Source organism: Dactylosporangium sp. CA-092794 (genome assembly GCF_050948465.1).
GTDB lineage: Bacteria > Actinomycetota > Actinomycetes > Mycobacteriales > Micromonosporaceae > Dactylosporangium.
The window spans coordinates 2514241-2528606 of the sequence record NZ_CP192044.1 but is presented as its reverse complement, the minus strand read 5'-3'; the positions used below and the strand labels follow the sequence as shown (position 1 = coordinate 2528606).

General features: G+C 71.6%; 10 protein-coding genes and 2 pseudogenes. 7 read left to right on the top strand and 5 right to left on the bottom strand.

Translation table 11 applies throughout. The features are described 5' to 3' along the window. Positions 1-35 precede the first annotated feature (35 nt). Positions 36-740, top strand: a complete 705-nt coding sequence (locus tag ACQPXD_RS11155) for a LuxR C-terminal-related transcriptional regulator (protein ID WP_432837405.1) — start codon at positions 36-38, stop codon at positions 738-740. A 46-nt stretch (positions 741-786) separates the two neighbouring features. Here ACQPXD_RS11155 and ACQPXD_RS11150 read toward each other — a convergent pair whose 3' ends face one another. Continuing rightward, positions 787-2406, bottom strand: coding sequence for an RICIN domain-containing protein (locus ACQPXD_RS11150; protein WP_432837403.1), 1620 nt, complete (start codon positions 2404-2406; stop codon positions 787-789). Between the two features lie 239 nt (positions 2407-2645). Between ACQPXD_RS11150 and ACQPXD_RS11145 the strand changes: the two genes are divergently transcribed. Next, complete coding sequence (locus ACQPXD_RS11145; protein ID WP_432837401.1) at positions 2646-3296, top strand: hypothetical protein; 651 nt, start codon at positions 2646-2648, stop codon at positions 3294-3296. A gap of 14 nt (positions 3297-3310) precedes the next feature. On the opposite strand, the gene ACQPXD_RS11140 is transcribed toward ACQPXD_RS11145, so the two are convergent. The 4 genes and pseudogenes from ACQPXD_RS11140 to ACQPXD_RS11125 all read right to left on the bottom strand — a co-directional run bounded on the left by ACQPXD_RS11140 (position 3311) and on the right by ACQPXD_RS11125 (position 7429). Then, a complete protein-coding gene (locus tag ACQPXD_RS11140) occupies positions 3311-3856 on the bottom strand; it encodes a sigma-70 family RNA polymerase sigma factor (protein WP_432837399.1) in 546 nt (181 codons plus the stop codon). 278 nt (positions 3857-4134) lie between these two features. Further along, a pseudogene (locus ACQPXD_RS11135) lies at positions 4135-5384 on the bottom strand (glycoside hydrolase family 18 protein); the annotation flags it as partial. Next, positions 5338-6372, bottom strand: a pseudogene (locus ACQPXD_RS11130) (malectin domain-containing carbohydrate-binding protein); the annotation flags it as partial. The pseudogenes ACQPXD_RS11130 and ACQPXD_RS11135, both read right to left, overlap by 47 nt. 199 nt (positions 6373-6571) lie before the next feature. Further along, entirely contained in the window at positions 6572-7429 is an 858-nt protein-coding gene (locus ACQPXD_RS11125; protein ID WP_432837397.1) for an IclR family transcriptional regulator domain-containing protein, read from the bottom strand. Between the two features lie 399 nt (positions 7430-7828). Here ACQPXD_RS11125 and ACQPXD_RS11120 point away from each other — a divergent pair, with 399 nt between their 5' ends. The 5 genes from ACQPXD_RS11120 to ACQPXD_RS11100 all read left to right on the top strand — a co-directional run bounded on the left by ACQPXD_RS11120 (position 7829) and on the right by ACQPXD_RS11100 (position 14353). Beyond that, entirely contained in the window at positions 7829-9523 is a 1695-nt protein-coding gene (locus tag ACQPXD_RS11120) for an amidohydrolase (RefSeq protein WP_432837395.1), read from the top strand. Between the two features lie 33 nt (positions 9524-9556). After that, positions 9557-10813, top strand: coding sequence for an amino acid ABC transporter substrate-binding protein (locus tag ACQPXD_RS11115; protein WP_432837393.1), 1257 nt, complete (start codon positions 9557-9559; stop codon positions 10811-10813). Positions 10814-10885: 72 nt separating this feature from the next. Then, positions 10886-11755 (top strand): branched-chain amino acid ABC transporter permease, encoded by an 870-nt coding sequence (locus ACQPXD_RS11110; protein ID WP_432837392.1) that lies wholly within the window; start codon positions 10886-10888, stop codon positions 11753-11755. Next, complete coding sequence (locus ACQPXD_RS11105) at positions 11752-13644, top strand: branched-chain amino acid ABC transporter ATP-binding protein/permease (RefSeq protein ID WP_432837390.1); 1893 nt, start codon at positions 11752-11754, stop codon at positions 13642-13644. The genes ACQPXD_RS11110 and ACQPXD_RS11105 overlap by 4 nt, the downstream gene beginning before the upstream one ends. Further along, positions 13637-14353: an ABC transporter ATP-binding protein gene (locus ACQPXD_RS11100; protein ID WP_432837388.1), complete on the top strand. Its 717-nt coding sequence runs from the start codon at positions 13637-13639 to the stop codon at positions 14351-14353. Before ACQPXD_RS11105 ends, ACQPXD_RS11100 begins: the two co-directional genes overlap by 8 nt. Positions 14354-14366 lie beyond the last annotated feature (13 nt).

Here is a 14366-nt window from a genome sequence, read left to right as displayed (position 1 = left end):
CCGCGCCCCGACGGCGGACGGCGGACGGCGTACGCATGAACGAATGGCCAGCACACGCCCCGGCCGAGGCGGCCCCCATTACCGTCGCGATCGCCCACCCCGACCCGGGCGGCCTCGCGGCCGAACTCACCGCGGGCCGCGCGGTCACCCTCGTCGCGCTGGCCACCACCGCCGCCGAGGCGATCACGGCCGTCCGCCGGACGCGCCCCGCGGTCATCCTGTTCGACGACCGCCTCGACCAGCCCGGCGCGCCCGGCCTGTTCGAGGCGGTCGCCCGCCACGGCCGCGTCATCGCGCTCACCGCCCACACCGATCCGCAGGCCATCGGCGCTCTGCTGCGCGGACCGGTCCACGGCTGCCTCGTCTACGGCCACTTCGAGCCGGAGGACCTCGTCCCCGCCGTCACCGCCGTCGCCCGGGGCCTGGCCTGGCTCTGTCCCGTCGCCGCCGCCGTCGCGGCCGCCGCCCTGCACGAGGACGCCGGCCGCTCGGCCGCGGCCGTCACCGGCCGGCTGCGCCAGCACACGTCCGCCGGCCGCCTCACCCCCCGCCAGCGCGACATGCTGGAACTGCTCTGCCAGGGCCTGTCCGGCGCCGCCATCGCCGCAAGGCTCGGGGTGAGCGAGAAGACCCTCCGCAACCAGCTCAACCACAGCTACGCCAAACTGGGCGTGCGCAACCGCGCCGAGGCCATCCTGCTCCTCACCCGCGGCGAGGACGGCCCGCCCGGCCCCGGTTGAGCGGCGTCCCCGGCGGCAGCGGAATGCGCCGGGGACGGCGCGTCGCTCAGCTCGCCGGGACGATGCGCCAGAGGTGGTCGGCCGTGCCGTTGTCGTCGTGCTGGAACAGCTTGGTGCCGTCGGTGTCGACCATCCACTGCAGGGCGAGCAGGTAGCCGCTGCCCGCATTCTTGATCTTGTACACCCCGCCGCCGGTGTCGAGCAGCCGCCAGCGGGTCGCCGGCGTGCTCGCGTCGGGGACCTGCGTGATGAACGCGTAGTCGCCGGTCGAGGCGTCCTGGGGCGAGAGCACGAGGCCGTTGAACGCGCTGCGGATGCGCACGGTGCCGTCCGCGTCGGTGACCAGCAGCCAGCGCCGGGAGGGGTCGGCGGCGTCGGGCTCCTGCACCAGGACGTCGCCCGCGTTGCGCGACGAGCCGGCGACGGCGACCACCTTGCCGCTCAGCACATTGATGATTTTGTACTGCACGGGCGCCGGGGGCTTCGAGGCGGCCGGTGGCGACGACTTCTTCGGCGGAGCCGGCGGCCGGCTACCGGGCGCGGCCGCCGACGCGCTCGGCGCCGGGGCCGACGGGGACGCGCTGGACGGCGACGCGGAGGGAGCGGCCGGCGGCGAGGCGGACGCGAGCGGGCCGACGGTGAGGTAGAAGTCGGCGAAGCCGTCCACCCGCCGCACGTAGTCCGCGACGCCGGGCACGCGCGGCACCCCGCCGGCCTGGCGCACGGCCGTGGTGCCGGTGCGGAAGGCCGCCAGCGCGGTGTCGAAGGCGTTGCCGCCCATCGGCGTGAACGTGGCGACCAGGTCGCACAGCGCGATGCCGAGCACCGAGACGGCGGAGTCCGGATCCCACGGCGAGGCGGACCGCGGCGCGTAGTCGCTCCACACGTCGGTGCGGAAGCCGGCGATGCCCATCGCCCCCTCGGCGGAGCGGCGGTTGGGGTCGAAGCCGGAGGCGGCCATCAGCTGCGCCGCGATCCGGGCCGGGGTGACCTGCGCGCAGGTGGCCCCGGCGGCGCGCACGGCCGGCAGGTAGTCGTCGGGGATCGCGGCCGGCGAGACCGGCGAGGCGCCGACGACGAGCCCCGCCGTGGAGGCCGTCGCGGGCGTCTTGTCCCCGCTGCCGAAGGCGGGCTGCTGCTCGTACCAGGCCGTGTAGCTCTCGACCTCGTCGACGTAGCTCCGCGCGCCGGCCGGGATGCCCTTGGCCGCCTGCACCGCCGGCACGCCCGAGCGGTAGGCGGCCAGCGCGAGCCGCCACCGGTCGCCGGGGGCCTTGGTCAGGCGCACCTGGCCGGCGAGGTCGCACATGTAGTGGGCCAGCGCGAAGACGGTGGCCGAGTGGTCCTGCGGCATCGCGTTCGGCCACGGCTTCCACACCTTGAACACCTTGTCGTTCAGCGCGGCGACCGCGGTGTCGGCCGGCCCGGGGCCGGCGCCGCCGGCCTCGAGCTCCGCGTTCGCCATGAGCTGCCCGGCGAGCCGCGGTCCGGACAGCTGGGGGCACGACAGCGCCGCGAGCGACACGGTCCGCGCGGTCTCGTCGTCGATCGGATCGCCCTGCAGCGCGCCGGCGCCCACCGCGGTGACCTCGTAGCAGACCGCCCCGGCCGCCACGACCGTCAGCGACAGCACCGCGTACACCACGATCGACATGCGTCGGCTCATGCCGGTCCACCAGGCTGTGAGCCGCCGGCCGGCGCCCAACCTCGCCACCACGGATTCCCCCTTCGCGATCACGGTTGCCGGGGACTGTGCCCGCCAGACGAATCGACGCCTGGGCGGGCGCCAAAGTTCATCGCGGCGCCGGATTTCCCGGAATACCCGCGCGACGCCCGTGCTTGGGCCCCCGCCCTGGGCCTTTGGGCCCACGACGGCTCACCGCCCGGCGCCCTACTGTCTGTCACATGCAGTGGACGGGCTTCCCGGCCGGGGGTTGGCGGCTGCCGGCCCGATGGCTGTGGACGTGCGCGGCGGCGCTGGCCGCGCTGGCCGGGATGGTGCTCTGGTCGGCGGTGCAGTTGCCCGGTGCACCGCGCCGCACGCCCGCCGCGGTCGCCCTCACCATCGCCGGGTCGCCGCGGCCGCCGGCCAGCGCCTCCGCGCCAGACGACGCCGCCCCGCCGTCGTTGCCACCCGCGGCGGCCGAGACCGCGCCGGCCCCCGCGGTGCCGTCCGAGCAGTTCACGCCGGTCAACGTCGAGGCCGAGGATCCGGGCAACACCCTGGTCGGCGGCGCCGCCGTCGTCGCCTGCCCCACCTGCAACGGCGGCGGCCGGGTGCGCTACATCACGGGCGGGAGCCGGCTGATCGTGCGCGCCGTCGCCTCCTCCGGCGGCTACCGGACCGCAGTGGTGTCGCTGGAGACCGACGGCCCGCGCACGCTGCGGATCTCGGTCAACAACGGCGCCCCGATCACGCTCAGCGCCACCGGCAAGGGGTGGACGGAGCCGGTGTACGTCGGCTTCACCGCCTACATCCCGCAAGGCCCGTTCACCCTGATGTTCTTCAACGATCACGGCCCCGCCCCGGACGTCGACATGGTCGCCGTCGCCTGAAAGCCCGGGCGCCGCTACGCGGCCGCGACCGGCTCACCGGCGCGGCTGAGCACGTCGCGGATGGTGCGCAGGGCGTAGAACGAGCGGGACCGCACCGTGCCCTCCGGCACGCCGATGCGTGACGCGACCTCCGCGACCGACGCGCCGCGGTAGTAGATCTCCACGAGCACGACCCGGTGCGCCGGGGACAGCTGCAGCAGCGCGTGGCGCAGCGCGTGGCGCTCGAGCAGGACGTCGACCTCGTCGTCCACGGTGGGCACCCACGCGACGGACTCGCCGCTGATCTCGGTGGGCCGGGACAGCCGCGCGCGGACGGCGTCGATGGTGAGGTGCCGGGCCACGATGAACAGCCAGCGACGTACCGACAGCGGATTATCGGGCAGCTCGTCCACCTTGCGCCAGGCCCGCAGCATCGTCTCCTGGAGCAGGTCCTCGGCCGTCTCGCGCTGGCCGTGGGTCAGCCGGAGCAGGAAGCGCAGCAGCGGCTTGGCGTTGTCGTCGAACGTCTCGCGCATCCGCCGCTCCCGGTCCGGCGTCATCGCGGACAACCGCGGGGTCATGGCAGCTCCTTCCCGGGCGCGCGGACCGACGCCGGTGCGCGCCACCGCCCGGTTGATCTATACCGGCTCTGCCATGGACGCTAACGAATGCGGGGATCGGGCCGAGTGAGTCGAAATGCCCAGATGGGCCCAGGCGAGGGCTCATCCGGGGAGCCGGGGGTGTCCAGCCCACTCGACGTTGGCCGGACCGCCGCCGTTCACGAAGCGGGCCCACGAAACGGCGCGGGCCGGCGGCTCCGAGGTGGAGCCGCCGGCCCGCGGGCGTCGGTGCGTAGTGGTTAGCCGAGACCGTTGCGCATCGCGGTGATCAGCTCACCGCCGGTGGTGTCGCCGGACATCTCCCAGAAGAAGGAGCCGGCGAGGCCCTGGCTCTTGGCGTAGCTCATCTTGCCCGCGATGGTGCTGGGCGTGTCGTAGCTCCACCAGTTGTTGCCGCAGTACGCGTAGGCGGTGCCGGCCACGGTGCCGTTGGCCGGGCAGCTGTTCTTGAGCACCTTGTAGTCCTCGATGCCCTGCTCGTAGGTGCCGGGCGCGGGACCGCTGGCGCTGCCGCCGGGTGCGCTCTGCGTGACACCGGTCCAGCCGCGGCCGTAGAAGCCGATGCCCAGCAGCAGCTTGCTGCCCGGGATCCCCTTGCTCTTGAGCTTCTGGATGGCCGCGTCGGAGTAGAACCCGGGCGTCGGGATGCCGGTGTAGGAGTTCAGCGGCGAGTGCGGGGCGGTGGGGCCCTGCGGGTTGAAGGCGCCGAAGTAGTCATAGGTCATGACGTTGTACCAGTCGACGTACTGCGCGGCGCCGCCGTAGTCGGCCGCGTCGATCTTGCCGCCGCTGGTGCCGTCGGCGGTGATCGCCGCGGTGACCAGGTTGCCGGAGCCGAAGCGGGAGCGCACCGCGGACATCAGGTTGCGGAAGCTGGCCGAGCCGCTGCTGTCGCAGCTGAGCCCGCAGGCGTTCGGGTACTCCCAGTCGATGTCGATGCCGTCGAACACGTCGGCCCAGCGCGGGTCCTCGACCAGGTTGTAGCAGGAGTTGGCGAACGCCGTCGGGTTCGCCGCCGCCTGGCCGAAGCCGCCGGACCAGGACCAGCCGCCGAACGACCAGACCACCTTGAGGTTGGGGTACTTGTGCTTGAGCTTGCGCAGCTGGTTGAAGCTGCCGCGCAGGGCGCCCGCGTCCCAGGTGTCCGCGACGCCGTCCACACTGGACGCGGCGTCGTAGAACCGGTCGTAGTCGGCGTAGCTGTCGCCGATGGCGCACTGGCCGTTGGTGACGTTGCCGAAGGCGAAGTTGATGACGTTGAGCTTGGCGGCGGTGCCGCTGGTGTCGATGTTCTTGACGTGGTAGTTGCGGGCGTAGACGCCCCAGTCGACGAAGTAGCCGACCACCCGGTTGCCGCCGCCACCGGTGGTGCCCTGCGTGGTGGCCGAGACCTGATTGCTGGCGCCGGAGAGGTTTCCGGCCGCGTCCCTGGCCTTGACGGTGTAGGTGTAGGTCGTGCTCGCCGCGAGACCCGTGTTGGTGTAGGAGGTACCGGTCACCGTCGCGATGGTCGTACCACCACGCAGAACGTCATAACCGGTGACACCCACGTTGTCCGTCGACGCGCCCCACGACAGCGACACGCTCGACGACGTCGTGCCCGTGACCGTCAGCCCGGACGGCACGCTCGGCGCCGTGGTGTCGCCGCCGGTGGTGCCCTGCGTGGTGGCCGAGACCTGGTTGCTCGCCCCGGACAGGTTTCCGGCCGCGTCCCGCGCCTTCACCGTGTACGTGTACGTCGTGCTCGCCGACAGACCGGTGTTGGTGTAGGAGGTACCGGTCACCGTCGCGATGGTCGTACCACCACGCAGAACGTCATAACCGGTGACACCCACGTTGTCCGTCGACGCGCCCCACGACAGCGACACGCTCGACGACGTCGTGCCCGTGACCGTCAGCCCGGACGGCACGCTCGGCGCCGTGGTGTCGCCGCCGCCGGTGCCGCCGGTCACCGCGATCGCGGACACGGTCGCGTAGTTGGCTCCGCCGTTCATGTTGAACTGCACGTTGAGCTGGCCGTCGGAGACGGTCGTGCTGAACGTGCGGTCGCAGGCGGTGAGCGCACCGCAGGCGGCGAAGATGTCGAACGCGCTGAGCACCGTCGTGCCCTCGGCGCGCACGTCGAACTTGCGCTGGCCGGCCGCGTTGGCCCAGTCCTCGACCATCTTCAGGGTGACCTGGTAGGTGCCGTTGGGCACGTCGAACTTGTAGCCGGTCCAGCCGTTGAAGAGGTTGTACGACTGGTACAGCGAGTCGTCGGTCGTGCCAGCGATCGGCGAGGACGTCGTCGAGCCGCCGTAGAGCGTGTCGTAGCCCCAGTTGCCGGAGCTGTAGGCCTGGTCGGCCGACCACGCCGTGCCCGAGCCGTCGGTGAACGCCGCGCCGCCGGAGTTGGCGCGGATGGGTGCGGTCGCCGCGGCGGCCGCGTTGGGCAGGGCCACCAGGCCGGCGGCCGCCAGCAGCAGGGCGCCGGCCATCGCCGCGCGCCGGAACGGGATTCTGTGCCTCATGTCGCGCTCCTCGCGCTCCGAAGAACAGTGGATGGGGGTGTACGGAGCCGTGCGACTTACTCTAAAGAAAGTTGCTTAATTCCAGAGACGGTACTCAGGCCAACTGGCACACGTCAATATGGCGCGACCGCCCCCCATCCCGGCGATCGCGCTGTATGCGGACTTGTCAGCGCCCGGCGACCGCCGGCGAGGCGTCGGCGGCGGGCAGCTCTAGGAACGGCCGCGACTGCCACAGCGCCCAGTCCGAGCTGATCGCGCTGGCCGCCCGCAGCAGGTGCGGCAGGTGCTGCTCGACCAGCGTCTTGGTGCTCGTCTCGGCGGAGTTGACGGTGACGTTCATGGCCGCCCGCACCGCGCCGCGGCCGTCGCGGATCGGCACCGCCACCGACCGGATCCCCGGGGCCAGCTCGTTGTCGGCGAGGGCCCAGCCGCGCGCGTTGACCTCGCGCAGCATGGCGTCGACGGCCGGGCGGGCGGGCTGCGCCCAGGGCTGCACGCCGGAGCGGCTGGGCGTCGCGAGGACCTCGTCGAGCCGCTCCGGCGGCAGCGCGGCGAGCAGGACCTTGCCCTGCGAGGTGGCGGTGGCCGGGAAGCGGGTGCCGATCTCGACCCGCAGCGCGATGATCTTCGGGACCGCGACGCGCGCCAGGTAGACGATGTCGGAGCCGTCGAGCTGGGTGATGGAGGACGACTCCCCGGTCGCGGCGACCAGTGTCTCCATGTGCGGCCGGGCGATGTCCCACAGCGACAGCGCGCCGACGTAGGCCATGCCGAGCTCCAGCACCCGGGCCGTGAGCTCGTGGCCGCCGGGGCCGGTGCGCACGTAGCCGAGCTCCTCCAGGGTCAGCAGGATGCGGCGCGCGGTGGGGCGGGCGAGCCCGGTGGCGGCGGCGACCTCGGTGAGGCTCAGGCGCGGGCGGTCGGCGTGGAACGCCCGGATGACGTCCAATCCCCGCGCGAGGGCCTCGATGAAGTCGGGTCCTTCTCCACGTTGTGCCATCGCCGCCCCAAAGTCGTAGCTCATAGTTGGTCCGCACAGCGAACACTAGTCCGCCGCGGTCGCGCAATTGTTTCGAACCTGAGTCTTGACATCACGTAGTGGCGGGAACATTGTGATGTCAGCCGTCCGTCAGACGGACGATCGTCCGCCAGATGGTGCGTCGAGGTTCGACGCTCGGGAGGGAACACGACACCGTCGGCCGCGGTCCGTGCCTCTCCCGCCCCCCATATCCCTTACCCCGCCGCAGCTTTCACCCCACCGCTCCACCGCAGGCGACCCCGGTCCCGGCGCCGGACCGCTGTCCGCTGCCAACACCCCCACAAACGCTGACACCCCGGCACCATCTTCGCGCCGCACCCGGCCGCGCCCCAAGGGCGGCGGCCCGGCCGACGCGTATCCGCAAGGAAAAGGTGAACCACAGCAATGAGCGAAGACCAAACCAGCGGTCCCTTATCCCGGCGCAGCATCCTGCGCGGTGGCGCCGTGGCCGGCGCCGCGGCCGCCGTCAGTGCCTTCGGCGGCGAATCGGCGGCGTCCGCGCACGGGCAGTACCGCGACGGGGCGCTGCGCGCCGACCTGGTGCTGTACAACGGCCGGATCCACACCATGGACGCGCGGAACCGCATCGCGAGCGTGGTGGCGATCCAGGACGGGAAGATCGTCTACGTCGGCAACGACGACCGGGCCGCGAAGCGCGGCTTCGAGGGCAACCCGCGCACGATCAACCTGCGCGGCCGTACCGCGATCCCGGGCCTCATCGACTGCCACAACCACATCGTGCTGATGGGCAACCGGCCCGGCTACCACACCCCGCTGGAGAACGCCTACTCCGTCGCGGACGTGCAGAACATCTACCGGGACCGGGCCAAGCACGTGCCGGCCGGCAAGTTCATCAGCACGATCGGCGGATTCCACTTCAACCAGTTCAAAGAGGTACGCCTGCCCACGCTCGCCGAGCTCGACAAGGCGGTGCCGAACCACCCGGCGTACATCTCCATCGGCTTCACCGGCCCGAGCGTCACCAACACCCTCGGCAAGAAGTTCTTCGAGGCCGCGCCGCTGGCGGTGACGGTCGGCGCCGACGGGTCCATCGCCGGCGGCACCGAGACCGGCAAGGCCACCCTCGCATTGCGTCACACCCTCACCGACGCCGACCGCCGCCGCAGCGCGCTCGACGCGATGGCCTACGCGGTCAGCCTCGGCGTGACCACCCACCTCGACCAGGGCGCGTTCCAGAAGACCGACACCCCGTCGGACGGCGCCGCCCACGAGGACAACTACACGATGAACCTGCCGTTCCTGAAGCTCTACGACGACGGCCTGGCCGCCGTGCGGCTGCGGATCAACTACCTGCACCAGGACGCCGACACCAACGTGACGACCCTGACGCAGCGGATCCAGAACGCGTTCAAGTTCTTCGGCAACGACATGGTCCGCACCGGCGCGATCGGCGAGTTCATCGCGCTGTCCTACTTCGGCGGCCCGGTGTTCCTGGAGGCCGCGCGCAAGTCCGCCAAGGCCGGCTGGCGGATCGAGGTGCACTCGCTGACCGGCACCGACTTCCAGACGCAGATCCAGGCGTTCGAGACGGTCAACACCGAGATCGGCATCAAGGACCTGCGCTGGGTGATCGCGCACGTGCCGCGGATCAGCACGGAGTACCTCGACCGCTTCAAGGCCATCGGCGGCGGCGTCAACCTCACCAGTTACCAGTACCTCGCCGGGACCGGGCCGACATCGGGCCCGCCGTTCCGGACGATCGTGGACAACGGCATCCCGGCCGGCATGAGCTCCGACGGCATGCAGATCGCCCCGATGAACCCGTGGATCCACGCGTACTACGCAGTGACCGGCAAGAACGCGCTGGGCAACCAGATCAACGCCGGACAGCAGATCAGCCGGCAGGAGCTGCTGCACCTCTACACCCGCGCCAACCAGTGGTTCCTCGGTGGCGAGGACGAGGACCTGCTCGGCTCGCTCGAGGTCGGGCGCCTCGGCGACGTGGTCGTGCTCAACGACGACTACTTCACCGTGCCCGACGAAAAGCTCAAGCAGCTGCACTCCGTGCTGACCGTCGTCGGCGGCGCGGTGGTGCACGACACCGGCGACGTGCGCTGAGCGCGCACCGCTTCTTCGGGAGGAGATTTGCAGATGCGCAGGCGTTCATTCGCGGCGGCCGCGGCGGCGATCGCCGTCGTGGTCGCCGTCACCGGCTGCAACCGGGGTTCCGGTGGCGGGTCGTCGAGCAGTAACAGCGCGCCGATCGTGGTCGGCTCGACGCTGTCGCTGACCGGCGCGTTCGCCGCGACCGGACAGATCCACAAGCTCGCCGGAGAGGAGTACGTCGACCGGCTCAACGCGGCCGGCGGGCTGCTCGGGCGCAAGGTCGAGTGGAAGGTGCTCGACGACCAGTCCGACCAGGCCAAGGTCAGCCAGCTCTACGAGCGGCTGATCACCCAGGACAAGGTCGACCTGATCCTCGGCCCCTACGCGACCCCGAACATCCTCTCGGCGATGGCGGTCGCCCAGCGGCACGGCTTCGTCCTGCCGCAGCACTCGGCCGTGCTGGCGCCGCAGCTGACCTACGAGTGCCAGTTCCCGGCCTGGTCGATCGGGCCCACGCCGAACAGCTTCATCCCCAACCAGCTGTTCGACGCCCTGGCCAGCCTGCCCAGCCCGCCGAAGTCGGTCGCGGTGCTGACCAGCCAGAGCGGCTCCGCGGCGTTCGTCTCCGACGGTTTCGGCAACGACAAGTCCGGCGCGCTGAGCATCGCCAAGCAGCGCGGCATCAACGTCGTGGCGGACGTGCACTACCCGCCGACGACGACGGACTGGGCGCCGATCGCCACCCAGGTCCGCGACGCCAACCCCGACCTGGTCATCGACAACGGCCTGGGCGTGGACGCGGTCAACGTCCTGCAGGCGATGAAGCAGCTCAACTACCAGCCGAAGCAGATGTTCGCGCTGTTCCCGGCGCCCGGGCCGCTGCTGGCCCTGGGCCCGCTGTCCGAGGGCTTGCTGTCGGTGTCGATGTTCGAGCCCAACAAGGCGATCCTCGACAAGATGGGCGCCCCGGCGACGGAGATCGTCAGCAACTTCACCGAGCGGGCCAAGGCGGCGAAGCTGCCGTACACCGTCTTCGAGACCCAGGCCACCGCGTCCTGGAACGCCTGGGACATCCTGACCGGCGCGGTCAAGGCGTCCGGCGGCACGGACCAGAAGAAGATGTGCGACACGCTGCACGCCAAGGGCGTGGACACCACGTTCAGCGGCCACCTGACCTTCGACCCGAAGACCTTCAACTTCTGGCCGACGACCCAGACGCTCAAGCAGATCCAGAAGGGTGACTGGGTCACCGTGTGGCCGGCGGACAAGGCCGCCGCGCCGCTCGCTCCACCCCGTTCCTGACCCTCAGTGCGCCGGCGGGCGAGCCGATCTCGCCCGCCGGCGCCTCCCTACGATCAGAGGCGGCTGCCCCGAATGAACGTTGTCCAGGCCACCCTCAGCGGAGTGCTGATCGGTGGCCTTTACGCCTTGATGGCCATCGGCCTGTCCGTGACCTGGGGGGTGCTGCGCGTCATCAACCTGGCCCACTTCGGGCTCATTTTGGTCGGGGCGTACCTCACCCTGCAGTTCGCCACGTCCTGGGGCATCGACCCGCTGCTGACGCTGCTGGTCACGGTGCCACTGATGTTCGTCGCCGGGGCCGCCCTGCAATGGCTGTTCGACCGGCTCAACCTCACCGAGTTCAACTCGCTGCTGGTCAGCTTCGGTCTGCTGATCATCACCATCCAGGTGGCCAGCAACGTGTGGACCGCCGACTTCCGGCGGATGACCGCCGACGTCAACCCCTACGCCACCGAGTCCTTCTCGATCGGCCGGCTGGTCTTCCCGGTCACCACCCTCATCGCCTTCGCCCTGGCGATCGTGGTCGTGATCGGCGGCCACCTCGTGCTGCGGCGCACCTTCGCCGGCCGGGCGATGCGGGCGATCTCCCAGGACAGCGCGGTCGCCGGGGCGTTCGGCGTCGACCACCGCAAGCTCAGCCTGCTGCTCGGCGGCGTGGTCGGGGCGACCGCGGCGCTGGCCGGCGGCGTGTTCTCGCTGTCCAACGCGCTCACCCCGGAGACCGCCTACGAGTGGTTCGGCACCGTGTTCGCGGTGGTCATCCTGGGCGGCATCGGTGAGGTCCTCGGTACCTTCGTCGCCGGCATCCTCGTCGGCGTGCTCTCCGGCGTGGTGTCGGTGATCTGGTCGCCGGCCACCGCGCCGTTCGTGCTGTTCTCGGCGATCATCCTGGCCCTGCTGGTCCGCCCGCGCGGGCTGTTCACGGTCGGAGCGGTCCGATGAGGCGCGGCGCCCTCGGCCTCCTGGTGGCGTTCCTGCTGCTGGTCGCCCTGGGCGAGTTCGCGCCGGACCTGGGCTTGGCCTCGTTCTACCTCGTGCTGCTCGGCTCGGTGTGCTTCTGGATCGCGCAGGCGACCAGCTGGAACCTGCTGTCGGGCTACAGCGGGTACTTCAGCTTCGGCCAGGCCGCCTACGTCGGCGTCGGCGCCTACAGCACGGCGGTGCTCACCGGCCGGCACGGCGTCAACTTCTTCTGGAGCGTGCCGGTCGCCGCCGTCCTGTGCGGGCTGCTCGCGGCGGGCATCGGCGCGGTCGCGTTCCGGCTGGGCTCGCTGCGCGGCGAGATCTTCGCGCTGCTGACCCTGGCCGTGCCGTTCATCCTGTCGGCGTTCGCCCGGATCAACCGGTCGATCGACGGCGGGCAGGGCACGACGCTGCCGCTGCCGGAGTTCCCCGACGCGCTGGGCTCCTTCCAGCAGTTCCAGTACCTGCTGGCGCTGGTCGTCGCGGCGGTCGCGGTGGCCGTGGCCTTCGCCGTGCAGCACAGCCGCGCGGGCTCCGCGCTGGCCGCCATCCACGACAACGAGGACGTGGCCGAGGTGCTGGGGGTGCCGACCTTCCGGTACAAGATGCTCGCCATCATCGCCAGCGGCGTCCTCGGCGGCGTGGCCGGCAGCGTCTACGCGCTGCAGATCGGCTTCGTCACCGTCGAGAGCGTGTTCGGCCTGACCATCCCGCTGTTCGTCATCGTCATGGGCGTCCTCGGCGGGCGGGCGCACTGGCTGGGCCCGGTCATCGGCGCCGTGCTCATCGTGACCCTGCAGGACCGGCTGTCCTCCTACGGCCTCGACGAGTGGAACGCCATCTTCCTGGGCGCGATCCTCGCCGTGCTGGTGGCCACCGCGCCCGCGGGCCTCTACGCCCGGCTGCGGGCCCGGCCGGTCACCGCGCTGGTCGCGTTCGTGGTCGTCTTCGGCGTGCTGTTCACGCTCAACGTGTGGGGCGACTACCTGGACTGGATCGTCGCCGGGCTGCTCGCCGCCGCCCTCGCCGCGATCGTGCGGGGCAGCCGGCGGGCTCCGGCCCGGGTGGCCGCCGAGCCGGCGGAGGCGGAGACCCCGGCGGCGGCGCCGGACGAGGACCTGCCGGCGCCGGACCTCGGCCCGGTGCTCATCGAATGCCGCAACGTGGCCAAGTACTTCGGCGGCGTGCACGCGCTCGAGGACGTCACCCTCGACATCCGCGCCGGCGAGCTGATCGGCCTCGTCGGGCCCAACGGGTCGGGCAAGACCACGCTGGTCAACCTGCTCTCCGGGGCGACCCGGCCGACCAAGGGCGTGATCCGCATCGACGGGCACGACATCACCAAGCTGCCGCCGCACCGCATCGCGCACGTGGGGCTCGCCCGGACGTACCAGATCCCGAAACCCTTCGACTCGATGACCGTGCGCGACAACGTCGCCACCGCCATCATGTTCGGCCGGACCCCGATGTCGCTGCGCCAGGCCCGCCCGCTCGCCGAGCGGCACCTGGCGACGGTCGCCCTCGGCCACCTCGCCGACGCCCACCCCGGCAACCTCAACCTGCACCAGCGGCAGCTGCTGGAGATGGCCCGCGCGATCGCGTCGGACCCGAAGGTACTGCTGCTGGACGAGGCCCTGGCCGGCCTCAACCCGGCCGAGGTCGACAACGCCGTGCGGGTGGTGCAGCGCATCCACCGCAGCGGCATCACCATCGTCATCGTCGAGCACCTGCTGCGGGTGCTCAACCAGCTCGCCACCCGGATCGTCGTGCTGGACCGCGGCACCCTGCTCGCCGACGGCGATCCGCAGACGGTGATGAGCGACCCGGCCGTCGTCCGCGCCTACCTGGGGAAGCAGGCCCATGTCTGACACCGTGCTGGAGGTCGTGGACCTCGACGTGCGCTACGGCGACGCCCAGGCGCTGTGGGGCGTCGGGCTGCAGGTGCGGGCCGGCGAGACGGTCTGCGTGGTCGGCCCCAACGGTGCCGGCAAGTCCACGCTGGTCAACGCCATCGCCGGGATTCACCCGGCGTCGGCCGGCCGGATCAGCGTCTCCGGCGCCGACACCACGTCGCTGGCCGGCCACCGGGTCGGCGCCCACGGCGTGGCGGTGGTCCCGGAGGGCCGGCGGATCTTCCCGAGGATGACGGTCTTCGACAACCTGGTGCTGGGGGCGTACCGCCGGGGCGCGCGCCGCGAGCACAAGGCCACCCTGGCCACGGTCTACGACATGTTCCCCCGCCTGGCCGAGCGCACCACCCAGCTGGCGGGCAGCCTGAGCGGCGGCGAGCAGCAGATGGTCGCCATCGGCCGGGCCTTGATGGCCCGCCCGCGGCTGTTGTTGCTCGACGAGCCGTCGCTGGGCCTGGCGCCGGTGCGGGTCGATGAGGTGTACGAGGCCATCGAGCGGATCGCCGCCGACGGCGTGAGCGTGGTCGTGGTGGAGCAGGACGTGGAGCGCGCCCTGGCCATCGCCGACCGTGCCTACCTGCTCGGCGAGGGCCGGGTGGTGGCCTCGGGCCCGGCGGCGGAGCTGCGCGACAGCCCCGAGGTCCGCCGCAGCGTGCTGGGCCTGTGACGGTGGCTCACCC

What these genes read in the sequence shown, in the direction of transcription:
- ACQPXD_RS11145 (WP_432837401.1), top strand. Translation starts at nt 2,646, where the DNA reads ATGCAGTGGACGGGCTTCCCGGCCGGGGGTTGGCGGCTGCCGGCCCGA.
- ACQPXD_RS11115 (WP_432837393.1), top strand. Translation starts at nt 9,557, where the DNA reads ATGCGCAGGCGTTCATTCGCGGCGGCCGCGGCGGCGATCGCCGTCGTG.
- ACQPXD_RS11110 (WP_432837392.1), top strand. Translation starts at nt 10,886, where the DNA reads ATGAACGTTGTCCAGGCCACCCTCAGCGGAGTGCTGATCGGTGGCCTT.
- ACQPXD_RS11120 (WP_432837395.1), top strand. Translation starts at nt 7,829, where the DNA reads ATGAGCGAAGACCAAACCAGCGGTCCCTTATCCCGGCGCAGCATCCTG.
- ACQPXD_RS11155 (WP_432837405.1), top strand. Translation starts at nt 36, where the DNA reads ATGAACGAATGGCCAGCACACGCCCCGGCCGAGGCGGCCCCCATTACC.
- ACQPXD_RS11150 (WP_432837403.1), bottom strand. Translation starts at nt 2,406, where the DNA reads ATGAGCCGACGCATGTCGATCGTGGTGTACGCGGTGCTGTCGCTGACG.
- ACQPXD_RS11105 (WP_432837390.1), top strand. Translation starts at nt 11,752, where the DNA reads ATGAGGCGCGGCGCCCTCGGCCTCCTGGTGGCGTTCCTGCTGCTGGTC.
- ACQPXD_RS11140 (WP_432837399.1), bottom strand. Translation starts at nt 3,856, where the DNA reads ATGACCCCGCGGTTGTCCGCGATGACGCCGGACCGGGAGCGGCGGATG.
- ACQPXD_RS11125 (WP_432837397.1), bottom strand. Translation starts at nt 7,429, where the DNA reads ATGAGCTACGACTTTGGGGCGGCGATGGCACAACGTGGAGAAGGACCC.
- ACQPXD_RS11100 (WP_432837388.1), top strand. Translation starts at nt 13,637, where the DNA reads ATGTCTGACACCGTGCTGGAGGTCGTGGACCTCGACGTGCGCTACGGC.